We start from the raw sequence: 16,522 nt of genomic DNA, 5'->3' as shown, positions 1-16,522 counted from the left end.
ATTTGCGTTGCTAGCGAGATTTTACAATCTCTTTTTGGTCGATTACTCGACCGTGCTTACTCACTCGTTGTTCAGTTTTCAAAGATCAATTTCTTTCATATTTCTTCGCCATCCGTTTAGCGGCGACTTTTATAATATATCACATCTAGGCTATTCAATGCAAGCTTTTTTTATTTTTCTTTTTTCTTACTTAGCATACATCTCGGTACTTCGTTAGCTTTCAATGCGAACCGTTTTTAGCGGCGAGTGTTAATTTATCATAGAATCACAATCAAAGTCAAGCAATAAAATGAGAATAAAAAAAGAATCAGTAGAATACCTGATTCTTCTTTAGTTGCTCGCTTACACACTTGTATATCTTAACTCAATTTCTGAAGTTTCTTCATCGATGAGAACAGCAACTTCTTTAATCAATCCTTTTTTGACGAGCTTATTCAGCAGCAAAGGAAGTTCTGCCCTAACTTCTGTTAACTGAGAATGTTGTTGGAGCTCATCCGCGCTTAGTGGATGCTCGCTTTCTTTAAGGATTTGAATAAACGCCTCGCAGCAACGCTCCATTTTCGACATAACCGAAAACTCGCAAGCTAGCAGAACGAGCTGAACTCTCTGCTTCAACGTCTCCTTACTCATTGTCAGTTCTTCATATAGTTTATACACACCTGGATTGATCGCGCGAATCTGCCTCCATACGGTGATTTCTGGGTGATAGCCATCTTCGATAATAACAATGCGGGCCCAGTGGTGAAGGGCTTCTAGAATATTATTGTAAGCATCCAGCAAATGCTCATCGAGGATATATTCCTTGCTCTGAAGATATTTACGCAGAAAAAGGGAGAATTCAATAAGAAGTTTATGCTCACGCAGGTCCCCCGGAAATTCAAGTATTCGATGGCGCAGGCCTTCCAAATAGGTATTCTGATCCAGAAGTATCTCCCCTTTTAGCAACCAGTGAAGGATATTTCGGTTGAGGCCTTGACGTATCCATTGTTCTATGGAAGATTGGTCTACCCATCTTTCTTGTATCCTAGAATCGTCTCTTATATAATTAGTAGTATGATTGTTCAGGCTCAGGTCGTTCGTTACTATAAGAAGTAGTGTATCAAAACCATCTGTCAGCGAGGGTAGTTGCTTAGGATTATCTACTGCCATAACACTTATAATCCGTTTGTCATTTCGGAACTTAAGCAATAACTGCTCTTTATCGATTCCCATGGGTATCCGAAGCTCCTATCTCCAATTGTTTATATCTTATTTCTACATCGTAGAAGGAGTTTCCTGCTGATTTCTGTGACAATTCATACAAAACAAGATGGCTAATTAATGGGAGGAACAACAAGTGCGTTTCAGATCAAGTAAAGTAAATGAATTCCGTTTATGGGGTCTTGCGATGACCATGGGTGGAATGCTGCTCATGATTATAGGGTTAGCGGGTATCGTTTTTGACTGGGGGAAGGCTGGCCGCATCATTGCTGTGATCTTCATGGTTATTGGTATGATAAGTATGATGGTTAGTATGGGCATATACTTCTGGGCAGGAATGCTTTCCACTTCAGCTACTGTCATTGATTGTCCGGAATGCGGAAGAAGAACGAAGATGCTGGGTAAGACGGATCGCTGCATGTTTTGTAAAACCATTCTTACGGTTGATCCACAATACGAGCCAATTACCGAAAACGAGACAGCCGCTTCAAAAGCAGCTCAGTTAGAGCTCAACAGAGATCATGAACATAAGCCTCATTGATTGCAAACAAAAAGCCGCAACCCTAACGGGTTCGGCTTTTTGTTTTATTTATGGCTTCGCTTGAAGTAATGCGTCCTGAATGACTTTCCACGTTGCGGGCTGCTCAAAGCCTCTTCTCCAGGAGGCAACTCCAGCCAGATCGTACTTCTTCACAAGTTCAAGCCTTGCTTTTATAGAAGTTTCATCTTCCAGCCAGATACGTATAAGTTTCTCGCCTTCTTTGTATTCCACATAGTTCTGACCCGTCTCTTCTAAGAAAATAGGAGTTAGCTTCTTATCTTTTATAATCGTCTCGGCGGCTTCCATCGTTAAAGTTTTGGAGGTTACCGTCGTCTTGCCATTCTTGGTCTCTTCGGTCCACTGGCGCGTATAGAATGGCACACCTAGGACAAGCTTAGATGGTGGCACCTTTTCGCTGCCCAAAAGCCCGGTAACAGAGCGCTCTGTCCATGGAAGGGATGAGACAGAGCCAGATTTGGGGCTAGTAGCCCAATATTCGTCATAGGCCATTAGCATCATGTAGTCAACAACTTCAGCAAGAGCAGGTCTGTCATAAAACACGGACCACATTTCATTGGTTGATTTCGGTGTAACATCGATGGAAACGGCTAAGCCTTGTTCATGCATAAAAGGGGTCAACTCACGTACGAATTGGACCAGATTTTCTTTATCTTTGAGATAAACATTCTCAAAATCAATATTGATGCCCTGCAATTTATACGTTTGCGCAAAGCCGAGCAATTGTTTAATTATTTTCATACGACGATCATAACTTGAAAGTGCTTGTGATGTTCGGTCAGGTTCAAAGCCGTTGCTGAACAACGCCCAGACCTGATAATTGCGACTTTGCGCCCATTTCACATAGGAAGCGTCGGCTAAGTTCTTAATGCTCCCCTCTCCGTCAGCTAGAGAGAACCAGGTGGGGCTAACTACTTGCAAGCCAGGCATATCACCTACCTTAGAGGTGTCGGGATTCTTCGTAATGACATGCTCCCAAGTCAGGTTTAATTTACCGTTAAGCGGCTTCCAAGGCACGTAAGCAGACGTTTGTTCCTGTATCGGAATCGTTTCCTCATGATCCTCTAATATATCAGCCTTACGTACATAGCCAATCGGACCACTCTGCTGCTGGACTCGGAACCAATCTCCTTCTTCACCTAATATCATAACCTGCTCGTTGGTTGCGATACTGGAGACGATCGGCGCTTTAATAGAAGCAAATGTTCGCAGCTGAGATTCTTTGGTATCCGAATGTTTCCCCCACTTGACAAGGTCACCTTTTTTGAATAAAAGAATAGCACCTGAATTCTCGGACTCTCTTATTTCAAAAGGATACAGCTGCCGAAGCGGCTCTATAGGCACGTAAATGTCATTCCCTTTCTTTTCAACAGGAAAAGATAAGGTGATTGGTTTCTCGTTCATTAATGCTGAAAGCTCTGTAGTTTTCAAACGTAGGACTTTATCTTTCGTTGTGATAATAACAGAGTCACTGCTTTTTTCATATATAATAGATGGGTCCATCCATTCCTGAATGAGCTCCAACGGAAGCTTCAGCCCTTCTTTCTCACCAATCGCGCTCATTTTATAATAATTCCCTTGATAAAAAACCGGCTTACTTAACTCATGAAATTCGGTATCTACTTTCGTACGATTAGGCACTAGCTGCTGCCAAAGGTAAGAAGCTGCACCCGCGGCAAGGATACCAATAAAAAGTGAACTAATAAGTAGTATTCTCTTCGTCGATCTTGTGCGTTTCGGTTGCTGTTCTGGGGGTGTTGGATGCAAGGTTTCACTTCCTTTATACGATATAAAAAAGAAAAAACGTGCTCTTACCTCTCTATAAACAAGAAGGTACGATCACGTTTCATTATACATCATAGGAACAGGTAATGAGGAATTCCATGTAAAGTTAATGCTTGGTAATCCCTGTACAACCCGGGCAAACGCCATAAACCTCTAATCGATAAGCGCTAACCTGAAAGCCCGTTTGCCCAGCAGCGGTAATCTCAATATCATGAAGAGGCGGATATTCAAAGTCCGCAATCTTCCCACATACTTCACAAACAGCATGATAATGGTCAGTCATATCCGCATCAAAGCGACTCGAGCTGTCTCCATAAGTCAGTTCCCGAACGAGTCCCGATTCAATAAATACTTTGAGATTATTATAGACAGTCGCAACGCTCATATTAGGAAATTTGGATTCAAGAGACTTGTATATGTCATCTGCTGTCGGATGAGTCATGGAGTCCAGCAAAAAGGATAGAATCGCATGCCGCTGTGGCGTCATCCGTACACCCGTTGTTTTCAACTTAGCTAAAGCCTGTTCTAATTGTGCTGCCATGGTACTCACCACCTGATGTTAGTCATTAAAACCTTACACTATATTGTACGTGTGTTAATAAACTTTTGTCAATGATGGTTATGCGGTTACTCCACTTTTAGTTTATTTATTTTTACGGGAATCTAGTACATACATTGCCAAGCCTGCAAGGACGAGAGCAGCAGATCCAAGATAGGAGCCCATGAAATCGAAAAGTCCTGTAACCCAGCGGGGCTTGTTGCTGAGAAGGAAAAACAAAACACCAACGGCGATGAGAATTACACCCATATTCGTGCCTTTGATCAGCTTCTGTAAAGGATCTTGAAATTCAATGTCATTGGAAGCAGCTGCGAACTCGCCAAGTTCATTGCGCCTATTTACATGATCTGTTATTTGAAGGGCGTCGAATAAATAATAAAAGTATATGACAGGAATAAATAGGGCGAATAGCGTGATCGTAGGTACACTTGTGTCCCTATGATTAACGAGAGATGTAATAATAAAAATATCGAGGATTAGAAGCATCATAATAAATAAACCGCGCTGCATGAGGCCTAAGTAAAAATGTCCAGTTCCCGGGACGATGAACGATAAAACCCCTGCGAGCCATTTGCGCTTCCTTGACGATTGATAATAGGGAGCATATTGTGGGAATGATTGATCGGCTCGGAGTGACCTTGACGGACCTGATCGATCAGCTGCTCATCCGTCATATTGTCCATGCCTGACTTCCCCCTTTCTGTTTGTCCAAAAGCTTAGACGCTTCAAGTGGGCGGACCCCTTCAATTTTTACTTTTTTCGAGGGTAACACCGGTAATTCCTTGAATTTGATTGATTTCTTCAAGTATAGAGGCGACAATGGAAGGCTTAGGAATCGTGACATGGAACGTAATTTGAACATGATTGGGCTTATTGTCGTTCTCTTGTTCTTCCAACGAAATCTTACGTATATCTACTTTTTGTTTACCAAGGAGAGTGGTAATCAGTCCAAGGGTCCCCGGTTGATCAATCGCTTGTATTTTGAGAATACGAATTTTTTTACCGTTAAAAAATTTATGCTCCACTTTGTTCAGAATCCATAAGGAGATGAGCACCATGAAGCAAGCCAGAACAGCCGGATAATAGAAGCCTGCCCCAACAGCAAGTCCAATACCCGCCACCACCCAGAGGGAAGCCGCTGTCGTAAGGCCCGTAATAGACCTCCCGTTAAACATAATCGTTCCAGCACCTAAGAAACCGATACCGCTTATGACTTGCGCCGCTAAACGCGAAGGATCAATACGAACATTCACTTCGTTCACAAAAGTACTAAATCCGTACATGGAAACCAGCATGACAAGCGCAGACCCCACACACACCAAAATATGCGTACGAAGTCCCGCTGCATGACTGCTAACTTCCCTCTCGAACCCGATTAAACCGCCTAATAAAAGTGCTAGAACTAACCGTATGGTAATATGAATTTGATCAATAACCCATGGACTACTCATGATGTAACCGCTCCCTTTTTCGCGCAGATAGTGGATTGTATCATCCAAGATATCAATATAAACCTGGTGGAAAAAAAGTTAACTTGTAGCCGGCCGTTCAAAAGTGGTCAGGCTTACACCCGGTGGAACGGTGAACACTCGACGTACTGTGAAGTCGAAGCTCTGATATAGCTGAATGGCCGGTAAATTCGCCGTACCGGTGGATACAATAAATTGCAATGCTCCATTCTGCTCTTGTTCTATTAATATATGTTGTAAAAGTGACCTAGCAATCCCTCGGCGAAAAAAATTCGGATGCACCATCATCCGGCAAATCGTGACAATACAGCCTTCTCGGGAGTAAGAAATGGCTCCAGCAAGCCTATTTTGATTCTCTTCATTAACGAAAAATCCATAAAACGTTTCGTTCGCTTCACGTATTGACGCGATCCCATCCTTTAGCGGCGGTATATCTTCAAAGCCAATAAGCTCAGCTTCCACGCGATAGGAAGCGATTTGCAGAGATAACAGGAGCAAGATTTCCTCATTCGTTTGCAGTCGAAGTCGTTGAATGGACAAACAAAGCCCCCCCTTAGTGAAATCAAGGATAAACGCCTTCTGTGCGTCCTAAGAACGCGGCGCGTTTGTCAAGATTGATGCTGAGCAATAAGTTATAAAACTTATACGCTAATCAATGAAAAAAGTGGTGTCCTTTACATCGGATCACCACTCCCATCTTTATTATTTGCGGTTCAGGCACTCTACAATTAATTTGTTAACAAGTCCTGGATTCGCTTTACCTTTGGTTTCTTTCATGACTTGCCCAACCAAGAAGCCAACAGCTTTTTCCTTACCTGCTTTGAAATCAGCTACCGATTGAGGACTGTTTTCCACAACCTGCTCAACGATGGCCTTGATGGCACCTTCGTCGCTGATTTGTACAAGTCCTTGCTCTTCAACGATCTTCTGCGGCTCTTTGCCAGATTCGATCATTTCCTTGAAGACCGTTTTGGCGATTTTGGTGGAGATTGTGCCTTTCTCGATTAAACCAATCATTTCGCCTAGACCCTTACCTGTGACTTTGACATCGGCTAGTTCAAGGCTGTTTGCATTCAAGTATCCGAGCAGATCACCCATGATCCAGTTCGAGACTGCTTTAGCATCCTGCGTATATTGTAAGCTCTCTTCAAAGAAGTTTGCTAGCTTCATGGATGAAGTGATAACTTCAGCATCATAGCTTGGAAGACCATATTCGCTGCTGTATCGAGCTTTACGCGCATCAGGCAACTCAGGTATGGTAGCTTTGACATTAGCTTTCCACGCATCGTCGATATATAGGCTAACGAGATCCGGATCTGGGAAATAGCGGTAGTCATGCGCATCCTCTTTGCCGCGCATTGTTAAAGTCATTCCCTTTGCTTCATCCCAGCGGCGTGTTTCTTGTTCAACTTCGCCGCCGTCGCGGAGAATTTCCGCTTGGCGATACTCCTCGTACTCGAGTCCTCTTTGGACGCCACGGAACGAGTTCATGTTTTTCAGTTCGGCTCTTGTGCCGAACTTCTCCTGCCCGAAAGGACGCAAGCTGATGTTGGCGTCGCAGCGCAGCGAGCCTTCCTCCATTTTCACGTCGGAAACATCGCAATAAATCATGATTGCTCTGAGCTTCTCCAGATAAGCCCGCGCTTCCTCTGGTGAACGCAGATCAGGCTCGGATACGATTTCAATCAGTGGCGTTCCCGCCCGGTTTAAGTCGACAAGAGAGGCGTAACCACCATCTACATGCGTCAGCTTGCCTGCATCTTCCTCCAGATGAACGCGAGTCACACCGATTCGCTTGCTTTCTCCGTTCACTTCAATATCGACCCAACCGTTAAGGCCTATCGGCTGATCATATTGCGAAGTTTGATATGCGTCCGGTGAATCAGGATAAAAGTAGTTTTTGCGGTCAAATTTACTATGTGTAGAAATCGTACAATTGAGCGCCATAGCGGCTTTCATGGCATATTCAACCGCTTGACGGTTAAGTACCGGCAGTACGCCTGGGTGACCTAAGCACACCGGACATGTATTGGTATTCGGGGGTGCTCCGAATGAGGTTGCACAACCGCAAAATATTTTGGAAGCGGTATGAAGCTCAACGTGAACTTCAAGACCGACTACAGTTTCAAATTGGGTATCTGTTGCCGACAAAATGATTGCCTCCTTCGTTACTCATGAACTATTAACCTACAATTGCGGGCGCTGCTTGTGGTGATCTGTATGCTGCTCGAAAGCGTGGGCTACACGCAGTAGCGTAGCTTCATCCAGCGCTTTGCCGATAACTTGCAGGCCAACGGGAAGTTCGTTCACGAATCCGCAAGGTACGCTAATTGCAGGAATACCCGCCAAGCTGACCGGAATGGTCAGGATATCATTTAAATACATAGTGAGTGGATCGCTGCTCTGCTCACCGATTTTGAAAGCAGGTGTCGGAGCTGTTGGCCCGATGATGATATCGAATTTCTCGAACACTTGATCAAAATCTTGCTTGATCAAGGTACGGACTTGTTGTGCTTTCAAGTAGTAAGCATCATAATAGCCTGAACTTAATGCATACGTTCCAAGCATGATGCGGCGTTTGACCTCGGGACCAAAGCCTTCGCTGCGGGACATATGGTATAGGTCAAGCAGGTTGCGAGCGTTGTCCGAACGCACACCATAGCGCACACCGTCAAAGCGCGCGAGGTTCGATGACGCTTCGGAGGAAGCGAGCAGGTAGTAAGCCGCCACTGCGTACTCGGAATGAGGCAGCGTCACTTCTTCCCAGACAGCGCCTAATCCTTCGAGTACTTTAAGCGCTTCTAGCACTTTCTCTTTCACAGCAGGGTCGATACCTTTACCCATGTATTCTTTGGGTACGCCGATGCGCAGACCTTTGACGTCTCCCGTCAAAGCACTGAGGTAATCAGGGATGTCCACTTTCGCAGAAGTGGAATCCTTTGGGTCGTAGCCTGCGATCGCTTGCAGCAGATAGGCGGAATCTTCGACGTTCTTCGTCAGCGGCCCGATTTGGTCGAGCGAGGATGCGAACGCGACTAAGCCATAGCGGGACACGAGTCCGTACGTCGGCTTCAGCCCGACGATCCCGCAGTAAGCAGCGGGCTGGCGAATCGAGCCGCCGGTGTCGGACCCCAGCGCGAAGTACACTTCGCCTGCAGCAACCGCTGCAGCGGAGCCGCCGCTGGAACCGCCTGGCACGCAATCCGTTTTCCACGGATTGTGGGTAGGATGGAAAGCGGAGTTCTCGTTGGAGCCGCCCATGGCGAATTCATCCATGTTGAGCTTGCCAATCGTGACAGTTTGAGCATCCTTAAGCTTACTTACAACCGTTGCATCATAGATTGGATTATAATTTGTTAAGAACTTGCTGGCGCAGGTCGTTCTCAAGCCTTCGGTGACCATATTATCTTTGATCCCGATCGGGAGACCGAATAAATCCCCCTGTGCACCATTGCTGCTTAGCTGCTCGTCCAACTTGGCAGCTGCTTGTCTGGCGTTCTCTTCATCTAATGTAAGGAAAGCGCGAACCTTGCTCTCTACTTGCTGAATTCTTGTATAGGATTGATCCACGAGATCGGCAACAGTAAGTTCTTTGCCTTGAAGCTTCGCGTGAATTTGCTGTAGGTTTAAATCAAACAAAGACAACGACAGGCACTCCCTTTCATATGGTTCTCTATTCTAAAACAGCCGGAACTTTGAATTGCCCGTCTTCATGATCGGGTGCGTTTAGCATCACTTTCTCGATCGGCAATGATGGCTTCGTAACATCTTCGCGCATGACGTTTACTAACGGCATAGCATGGCTTGTCGGAATAACACCTTCGGTATTCAGCCCATTCAGCTGCTCGGCATATTTTAAAATGGCATTTAGCTGTTCGGTAAATAGGTCTTTCTCGGTATCACTCAAATCGAGTCTAGCCAACTTTGCGACGTGCTCGACATCTTTTTTGGTTATGCTCAAGTTTTCTGCACCCCTAATATCAGCGTTTAGTCATTCTTTTCATTATATCCCAGAAATTTTGTGAACTCAATCCAGAAAAAACCACAACTTCTTTTCAGCTTGGGTTTAAGACCGTTACTAAAAAGAGGCTGTGGTTGGTTGATGGTAGCAACTAAACTAATGAATAATCTATTGGATAAACCCTGTATCCATCGCTTTGGCTTTTTCTTTTAATGCATAATACTTGAGCTTTGCTGCGGCCAAGGCGGTTTCGTTCTGGTGGACTTTAAGCTCGAATTTATTCAAATCATGCTTCGAGATGACGCCTACGCTATAGCGAAAATTCATTTTCTGCAAATCAGCTTGCGCGTCGTTTAAGTTCCGCTGCTCCGTAAGGACAGCTTGGTAGGCATTTTTGGCATCATTATATGTCGTTTGAATTTTCTTGGTGAGTTCGAGTTTGGTTTGCTCGTTTTTTTGCCCGTTTATAGCCAGATTAATGCCCGAAAAGGCATCGCCATACGTATTCTGGGTAACCGTGTGCCCAACTTCCCAAACCGCTTCATCCATGTTATTGCCGGAAGTTTTCATCTGATAGGAAGCATTCAATAAGGTGGTTGTGTCCGTCTCCGAGATAGGGTCTACCGAAATGGACGCGATATCCTTGATGACTAAGTTAGGGTCATAGGAAATCCCAATGTCCGTTGACAGCTGCACAAGCCCCAACCGATAGTTGTTAACAAACGTTGCGATATCGTCCTTTTGCTTGTTGATGGTTTTCTGAACCGTTTGCACATCGTCAGGAGATGCCAAGCCTTGCTGAGCGAAAAGCGTAGCTCTCAGCAGATCTTTCTCCATCACACCTTCGTACTCATTCATAAAATCCAGCTGCTTCTTCTGGCCTAATAACTGCACATATTGCGCGATGGTTTGCAAGCGGATACCTGCCTTAGCTTCATCCGATTGCAGCAGCGAGTTCCGCTGATCTGTCCCGAGTTGATGCGCTGCTGTGCTCATTTGCGCTCGTTGTGAGGAAATGATTTTATTCATGCCGCCGGCGAGAGCTCCCATCCCCTGCATCATCTGGTTCATCGCATTATTTTGCATGACGGTCCAGGCGATATCGGTTGGGTTTGTTAGGTTCGGCAGCTGTGGATTCCCCGTATTGGTCGCCTCCGCCGGTGTGCTAGGTAAATGACCAGGCGTAAACGAGGCCGAGCCCATTTCGTTCATTTGCTGTTCCAGATCGCCCTTTTTACTGCCTTGAGCAGCGTATTTTAGCGTTAGCATTGCAAGGTTATGGGAATCTTTCAGTGCCTTATCCAGCACATACGTCAAATCAACTGAAGATACGGTTTCGAGAACATCCGCATTCACGTAAACATTTTGATTGGGATCTTGGGCTGTTTCGGCATAGATGAATGCTTGCGTTGAGCTTGAAAGGAGTAACAGGGCTGTAGATAAGCTGATGAGCGTTTTTTTCAAAAAAATCGCTTCCTTCCTTATGGTTATACCGTGATATTCGATCCCGATGGCAGATTAGGTAGTTTGCCAGATGCGGTATCTTTTGTTTTCTTATTAGAAAAGACAACAAATCGAGTTAACAACATCGCTATGAAATAAGTTAGTGCTCCTGTCAAAATAAGTGAGAGGCAATCATGCCAAATGACAGAGAAGTCATTTCCCTTAACAAATACGTTGCGCACGCCGTCTAAGAAATAAGTGAGAGGCAGCATGTGACCGAACACTTGCAGTACTTTAGGCATAGCCTCGAATGGCCAAGTGAACCCAGAAAGCATGAAGGACGGCACCGCGATCAACATCGCAGTCTGCGTCGCCCCAAGCTGATTACTGGAGAACAAACTGATTAGATAACCGATTCCGCTGACCGCAAAGGTGAAGCTGGCAATAATGGCAAAGCCTACAAGCAGGCTGCCGCTCATTGGCGCACCGAAGGCATACAGGGCGATGACAAAAGTAACGGATGTGTTAAACAGATTGATTAAGAAATAAGGAGCTGTCTTTGCGTATGCGATGCGCCACGGATTTCTTTTCCAAGCTACGAACCGCTGCCAAGTACCCGCGTCTTTCTCACGTGTGATGGTTAAGGCGATGCCCAAAAATAAAACTTGCTGTAAAATGGCTCCCACCAGACCATATAGCATAAAGTCACTATAGTTGAAGGCGGAGTTATACATGATTCGATATCGATAAGGAATGGGCGAAAGAGTGTTCATGACCTGCTCACTCTGAAGTCCTTGCTGTAGTTGAAGCTTTTTTTGCGAGTACCCCATGCTGAAGGTCGTGATCACTTCGTTGGCGCCTTTGGTTGCCGAGTTCGAAATCATCATGTTGCTGCCATCGATCAGCGTAAGGAGCGGCAATGTTTCGCCATGCTTCAGCTTCGCTTCGAAATTAGAGGGAATGATGAGGCCTACCTTGGCTTCTCCCGTTGCAAGTGCCCGCTTTACATCTTCCTCCGAATGGTATTCGTTCTTGATCTGGAACGATTCGCTCTGCTCGAAGGCTTGAATAATTTGACGACTTAGAGGACTTTGATCTTCATCAATAACGACAGTGGCCATTTCGGTAACTTTGTGATGTACGTAAATCGATCCGAAAAGCACGGTGTACATGATCGGAACGAAGAACAAGATCAGAAAAAGACGTCGGTCCTTCAGAATGTGCATCCATTCTTCTGTTATCAGCTTGCCAATCCGAAGATCCATCTCCTTCATCATCCTTCCGTTTTACCGTTCCATTGCAGCGTCATTCCTGTAGTCGCTGTGTCTGGCAGTGTGCTTAGTTCTATTTTGATTCCAAACGAACGGATGTCCGTTTCGCCTGAGGTTTGGGTTGCTTTCTTAATGGCAAAATCCGGCGCCGCCGCTACAGATGCAATCGTACCAACAACTTTCTCGCCCGTTGACAGCATTGTCATGTTAATTTTGTTGCCTACTTTTAGTCCAGCTATAGACGTCTCGGGCATGTAAAACTTAGCCCAACGTTTCTCCGTTGACTCAACTGAGAATACGGGGAATCCGGAACCAACCAGCTCCCCAACCTGCGCGGATTGCATGAGAATAATCCCATCAGTTGGTGCAACGAGATCTGTGTAACTTAAGTAAGTTTCCGCTTCTAGTTGAGCGGCCTTCGCTTGCAATTCACCGGATTGTGCAGATTTAATCGCACCTTGAGCTTGCTGTACAGCCGCATCAGCTGCCGCTACATCACCCTGTCTCACCTGCACAGTCCCGCGGTTTGCTTCAGCCAGCTTCAGGGATGCCTTTGCTTGTTCCAGTAAAGCTTCTGCCCCGCGTATCTCTTCCTCACGTGGTCCCTGATTCGCCATATTCAGCTGCTGCTGGGCCAAGTCACGTTTCGTCTTCGCTTCTTCATAGCTCACTTTCACTTTATCCACGTCTGCTTGAGCAACAAGCCCTTGGGCGAGCATTGCATTCATCCGATTCAAGTTCTGCTCAGCGATGGCATATACTTCGGAAGCAGCCTGGAACTGAATCTCCGCTTGCTTCTTCTCTTCCGGACGCGCACCGTTGCGGAGGCCATCTACTTTCGCTTGAGCAGCACTAACAGCCGCTTTCGCTTGAGCAACTTGCTGCTCAGCGGTATTCGCTGTCACATTCACGCCAGCTATCCCCTGCTGCTTCTTCGCTTCCGCGGTTGCTGTAGCTCCCTCCGCTTCGGCGATTTTGCCTTGGGCGAGTGCTACAGCTGCTTTGGCCTGCTCGACTTTGGCTTCAATTTCTGTACTTTGCAGACGCGCAAGCACTTGCCCTTTTTTCACGGCGTCCCCTTCTTTTACAAGAATTTCGGTGACTCTTCCGCCTACTTTAAAGCTGGCACTCACTTCATTCGTTTCAATATAAGCCGTAGGATGCACCTGATTAACGGAATCCGTTTGGCTAACGGCCTGTTTGGATGTTAAAAGAAATGTACTTGTTCCGATGACAATTGCCATCACCGAATAAACCATTGGTCGAATAAAACGCATAACTATCCCTCCACAAAATAATAAATAAAAAAATTACTGATTTAGAAAATTACCAAAATACATCTGCAATAGGTTCAAGATTTTCTCATCGGTTAATGGCTCGTTCTGTTTCTCCCAATCAAAAACTAAAGCAACATACAGTTTGAATAAAATAAAGGCCGTCATCTTCGGATCACAGTTCTTCATTGTGCCGTTATGTATCGCACGTTCCATATGTTCACTAATGAACTGAACAACTTCCGTTTCGATACTAGCCATCGCTTCAAGTGTAACCGGACTGCCATATTGTTGAACTTCATGCGCTAATTGAATGAGCAGCTCATGCTCTTTGCGAAAGACAAGAATCCCGTAAAGCGCACTATGAATTTTCTCGAAAGGTGTTGCCCCTTCTGCAATAGCTTTCTCGGCGACTGCTTTCATTTCGGCAATTAACGACTGTATGATTTCATGCAAAAGTTCTTCTTTATTGGCAAAAAACGTATAGATCGTCGCTTTGCCGACACCGGCAATCTTGGCGATTTGATCCATCGTCGTACCTTTGTAACCGAAAAGTGAAAAAGATTTCTTCGCTGATTCCATAATCAACTGTTTTTTGACATCATCCATTTACGCACCTCAGAACTAAAATACTAAAATAGTTTTGTGTTCGGATATTAATGTACCACCATTTCCCGATTTTATCAACTATAAAACAGGATTCACAGGTATCTCTTTTGTATACATAGTAAGTACAACAAAACCCGCACTAGTAATCACTAGGCGGGTTTTGAGTATGACGAATGTATTAAATCCAAGCCTTCAGGCCGATTTGTTTAATGAATTCTTCCGTGGATTGGACCTCTTTGTCCCGTTCTATTCCCGGTTCTTCACTTGTCTCGCCGTTCATAATTCTCCGGAACAGCTCTTCATTCCTCGTGGCAAGCGCGAAATCTATTAACGCTTCTCTCTCGATTTGGTCCGCCTCCTGGTGGAGAAGAACTTCTTCAAGTTCGATATCCGACGCAGGCACGTAGTAGTGCTTATTATCCTTGGGGACACGAACGATGTAATCGAAAATGTTATCGTTATTCCGGTCGTAAGCGATAATATATCCATACCCGCCTATGGGCAGATTCTGTTCTAAACTATCGGCAATTACTATTATTTTCTCACCAAGACGAAGCATCTGAATTCCCCCTACCTAAATAAACCTGCAATCTAGTCTTATCGTACCCAGGGTAAACAGCTTAGGCGTCTTTCTAGACGCGACGCATTTGTCAAGGTAGATGCGAAGCAAGTCAAGTCGACTAGACTTATCTTCTACTCTACTAAATAAAATAGATTGTGTCCAATTGATAGACAAATCACTAGAAGAGTAGTAACAATTTCTGGAATGAGATTGAAAAGAGTATAATAAGTAAAGAACTCTGAACTCTAGTAAAAGATAAAATGACAAGGAGATTTCGCATGAGTGAAAATACCCCAAAGAAGCCTCGTCCATCATTGACAGAAGGCCCTATTGCCAAGACTTTGATCTTATTTTCTTTACCGATTCTATTAGGGAACGTGCTTCAGACGCTTAACGGTTCTATCAATGCGATATGGATCGGCAAATATCTTGGTGAAGGTGCGCTTGCGGCGACCTCCAATGCCAACATTATCATGTTCTTCTTGATTAGCTCCATCTTCGGAATCGCGATGGCTGCCGTTATTATGATCGGCCAAAATCTCGGTGCACAAAAGGTCGAGGAAGCTAAAAAAGTTGTAGGCACCAGCACGGTCTTCTTCCTCATCCTTTCCATCATCGTTGCCTTATTTGGGCTTATTTTCTCCTCTGCCATTCTGGGCTGGATGAATACACCGTCAGATGTTAAAGAGCTTGCTGATACATACACACGTATCATATTCGCTGGTGTGCCTTTCATATTTGGATTCAACTTGATTATGGCTATTTTGCGAGGCTCTGGAGACGCAAAGACGCCCTTCTATTTCTTACTGTTGTCTGCAGTGCTAGACATCGTGCTTAATCCATTGCTTATTCAAGGTATGGGGCCTTTTCCGAGAATGGGGATAGCCGGCTCCGCTGTCGCATCCTTTGTGGCCCAGCTGATAAGCTTCGTGCTGTTAATTGTGTATTTATATCAAAAAAAATATTTTCTGAGGATTACGAAAAAGGATGTTCCTCTGCTGCGTATCAATTGGATGATCATTCGAACTTTGATTCAAAAAGGACTGCCTATGGGATTAAATATGGTGGTGGTTTCCCTAAGCAACTTAATCTTGATTCATCTCGTGAATTCCTATGGATCAGAATCAACCGCTGCCTTCGGTGTTGCGATGCAAATATCCAGCTATGTGCAAATGCCCGCCTTGGCGATTGGCGGAGCTGTGACATCCATGGCCGCACAAAACATTGGTGCCGGAAAGTGGGATCGGGTAAACCGAATTACTTGGACCGGTGTTGGCGTTAATGTCTTGATGACGGGACTTATCGTCGCTCTTCTGCACCTGTTCAACCGTGAGGTCGTAAGTATCTTTCTTCCTACAGAAGGAAAAGCGATTGCGATTGGGGTGCACATTAATAATCTAATATTATGGTCGTTTATCATTTTTGGCATATTCAACGTCGTTGCGGGCGTGGTTCGGTCAGCAGGATCGGTTGTGTTCCCGCTTATTGTTGCCTTTATTGCTCTGCTGCTAGTACGTATTCCTCTTGCCACTGTGTTAGCGAACATCTATGGATTCGATGTGATTTGGTGGAGCTTCCCGGTCAGCTTTAGTGTAGCGGCAACGCTGAACTTACTTTATTATCGCTTCGGGAATTGGAAGAAAGCTAGGATGATTCCAAATAAAGCGTAGAAAAAAAGTCTGCTGAGCCATAATCTATGGCTTAGACAGACTTTTTTTCCGCCTTTGACTGCTAATGCCGTCATAGCGTCAATAAGGAATAATACCTGGTTCTGAACAAACTGTAAAGCTTTCCCATTGTCCAACCACTTTACGGAACGAATCGGGACCT

General features: G+C 45.0%; 17 protein-coding genes. 2 read left to right on the top strand and 15 right to left on the bottom strand.

Annotated features, from left to right (window positions below):
- Positions 1-342: 342 nt before the first annotated feature.
- Positions 343-1,212: a nucleotidyltransferase-like protein gene (locus BLT91_RS28230; protein WP_090827365.1), complete on the bottom strand. Its 870-nt coding sequence runs from the start codon at positions 1,210-1,212 to the stop codon at positions 343-345.
- A 124-nt stretch (positions 1,213-1,336) separates the two neighbouring features.
- Here BLT91_RS28230 and BLT91_RS28225 point away from each other — a divergent pair, with 124 nt between their 5' ends.
- The gene (locus BLT91_RS28225) at positions 1,337-1,741 is read left to right on the top strand and encodes a YgzB family protein (RefSeq protein WP_090827364.1); all 405 of its coding nucleotides are present in this window, start codon (positions 1,337-1,339) and stop codon (positions 1,739-1,741) included.
- A 48-nt stretch (positions 1,742-1,789) separates the two neighbouring features.
- On the opposite strand, the gene BLT91_RS28220 is transcribed toward BLT91_RS28225, so the two are convergent.
- From BLT91_RS28220 to BLT91_RS28160, 14 genes are all read right to left on the bottom strand, one after another.
- Positions 1,790-3,526, bottom strand: a complete 1,737-nt coding sequence (locus BLT91_RS28220) for a glycosyl hydrolase family 18 protein (protein WP_090827362.1) — start codon at positions 3,524-3,526, stop codon at positions 1,790-1,792.
- A gap of 124 nt (positions 3,527-3,650) precedes the next feature.
- Positions 3,651-4,085 (bottom strand): peroxide-responsive transcriptional repressor PerR, encoded by a 435-nt coding sequence (gene perR, locus BLT91_RS28215; protein ID WP_090827360.1) that lies wholly within the window; start codon positions 4,083-4,085, stop codon positions 3,651-3,653.
- Between the two features lie 102 nt (positions 4,086-4,187).
- The gene (locus tag BLT91_RS28210) at positions 4,188-4,613 is read right to left on the bottom strand and encodes a hypothetical protein (protein WP_090827358.1); all 426 of its coding nucleotides are present in this window, start codon (positions 4,611-4,613) and stop codon (positions 4,188-4,190) included.
- Between the two features lie 5 nt (positions 4,614-4,618).
- Entirely contained in the window at positions 4,619-4,786 is a 168-nt protein-coding gene (locus tag BLT91_RS32075) for a hypothetical protein (RefSeq protein WP_175532566.1), read from the bottom strand.
- Positions 4,787-4,846: 60 nt separating this feature from the next.
- Complete coding sequence (locus BLT91_RS28205) at positions 4,847-5,554, bottom strand: MgtC/SapB family protein (RefSeq protein ID WP_090827356.1); 708 nt, start codon at positions 5,552-5,554, stop codon at positions 4,847-4,849.
- A gap of 78 nt (positions 5,555-5,632) precedes the next feature.
- Positions 5,633-6,112, bottom strand: coding sequence for a GNAT family N-acetyltransferase (locus tag BLT91_RS28200; protein WP_254777178.1), 480 nt, complete (start codon positions 6,110-6,112; stop codon positions 5,633-5,635).
- A gap of 162 nt (positions 6,113-6,274) precedes the next feature.
- Positions 6,275-7,726 carry an Asp-tRNA(Asn)/Glu-tRNA(Gln) amidotransferase subunit GatB gene (gene gatB, locus BLT91_RS28195; protein ID WP_090827354.1) on the bottom strand — a complete coding sequence of 484 codons (1,452 nt, stop codon included), beginning with the start codon at positions 7,724-7,726 and terminating at the stop codon, positions 6,275-6,277.
- A 33-nt stretch (positions 7,727-7,759) separates the two neighbouring features.
- Entirely contained in the window at positions 7,760-9,217 is a 1,458-nt protein-coding gene (gatA, locus tag BLT91_RS28190) for an Asp-tRNA(Asn)/Glu-tRNA(Gln) amidotransferase subunit GatA (protein WP_090827352.1), read from the bottom strand.
- A gap of 28 nt (positions 9,218-9,245) precedes the next feature.
- On the bottom strand, positions 9,246-9,533 hold the full coding sequence (gene gatC, locus BLT91_RS28185) for an Asp-tRNA(Asn)/Glu-tRNA(Gln) amidotransferase subunit GatC (protein ID WP_090827349.1): 288 nt from the start codon (positions 9,531-9,533) through the stop codon (positions 9,246-9,248).
- A gap of 168 nt (positions 9,534-9,701) precedes the next feature.
- Positions 9,702-10,997: a TolC family protein gene (locus BLT91_RS28180; RefSeq protein ID WP_090827347.1), complete on the bottom strand. Its 1,296-nt coding sequence runs from the start codon at positions 10,995-10,997 to the stop codon at positions 9,702-9,704.
- Positions 10,998-11,020: 23 nt separating this feature from the next.
- Positions 11,021-12,241 carry an ABC transporter permease gene (locus BLT91_RS28175; protein ID WP_254777177.1) on the bottom strand — a complete coding sequence of 407 codons (1,221 nt, stop codon included), beginning with the start codon at positions 12,239-12,241 and terminating at the stop codon, positions 11,021-11,023.
- An 8-nt stretch (positions 12,242-12,249) separates the two neighbouring features.
- Positions 12,250-13,524 carry an HlyD family secretion protein gene (locus tag BLT91_RS28170; protein ID WP_090827343.1) on the bottom strand — a complete coding sequence of 425 codons (1,275 nt, stop codon included), beginning with the start codon at positions 13,522-13,524 and terminating at the stop codon, positions 12,250-12,252.
- 33 nt (positions 13,525-13,557) lie between these two features.
- A complete protein-coding gene (locus BLT91_RS28165) occupies positions 13,558-14,130 on the bottom strand; it encodes a TetR/AcrR family transcriptional regulator (RefSeq protein ID WP_090827341.1) in 573 nt (190 codons plus the stop codon).
- Positions 14,131-14,308: 178 nt separating this feature from the next.
- Positions 14,309-14,689 carry an ATPase gene (locus BLT91_RS28160; RefSeq protein ID WP_090827339.1) on the bottom strand — a complete coding sequence of 127 codons (381 nt, stop codon included), beginning with the start codon at positions 14,687-14,689 and terminating at the stop codon, positions 14,309-14,311.
- Between the two features lie 281 nt (positions 14,690-14,970).
- Here BLT91_RS28160 and BLT91_RS28155 point away from each other — a divergent pair, with 281 nt between their 5' ends.
- Positions 14,971-16,362 carry an MATE family efflux transporter gene (locus BLT91_RS28155; protein ID WP_090827337.1) on the top strand — a complete coding sequence of 464 codons (1,392 nt, stop codon included), beginning with the start codon at positions 14,971-14,973 and terminating at the stop codon, positions 16,360-16,362.
- The last annotated feature ends 160 nt before the right edge of the window (positions 16,363-16,522 follow it).

This window comes from Paenibacillus sp. yr247 (assembly GCF_900103825.1).
In the GTDB taxonomy this organism is placed as follows: Bacteria; Bacillota; Bacilli; order Paenibacillales; family NBRC-103111; genus Paenibacillus_E.
This window is presented reverse-complemented; position numbering and strand designations above follow the sequence as displayed.

Bases quoted from the DNA above. Each gene is read 5' to 3' on its own strand.
- BLT91_RS28175 (WP_254777177.1), bottom strand. From the start codon at position 12,241: ATGGATCTTCGGATTGGCAAGCTGATAACAGAAGAATGGATGCACATT.
- BLT91_RS28210 (WP_090827358.1), bottom strand. From the start codon at position 4,613: ATGCAGCGCGGTTTATTTATTATGATGCTTCTAATCCTCGATATTTTT.
- BLT91_RS28205 (WP_090827356.1), bottom strand. From the start codon at position 5,554: ATGAGTAGTCCATGGGTTATTGATCAAATTCATATTACCATACGGTTA.
- BLT91_RS28230 (WP_090827365.1), bottom strand. From the start codon at position 1,212: ATGGGAATCGATAAAGAGCAGTTATTGCTTAAGTTCCGAAATGACAAA.
- BLT91_RS28165 (WP_090827341.1), bottom strand. From the start codon at position 14,130: ATGGATGATGTCAAAAAACAGTTGATTATGGAATCAGCGAAGAAATCT.
- BLT91_RS32075 (WP_175532566.1), bottom strand. From the start codon at position 4,786: ATGGACAATATGACGGATGAGCAGCTGATCGATCAGGTCCGTCAAGGT.
- BLT91_RS28170 (WP_090827343.1), bottom strand. From the start codon at position 13,524: ATGCGTTTTATTCGACCAATGGTTTATTCGGTGATGGCAATTGTCATC.
- BLT91_RS28160 (WP_090827339.1), bottom strand. From the start codon at position 14,689: ATGCTTCGTCTTGGTGAGAAAATAATAGTAATTGCCGATAGTTTAGAA.
- BLT91_RS28155 (WP_090827337.1), top strand. From the start codon at position 14,971: ATGAGTGAAAATACCCCAAAGAAGCCTCGTCCATCATTGACAGAAGGC.
- perR (WP_090827360.1), bottom strand. From the start codon at position 4,085: ATGGCAGCACAATTAGAACAGGCTTTAGCTAAGTTGAAAACAACGGGT.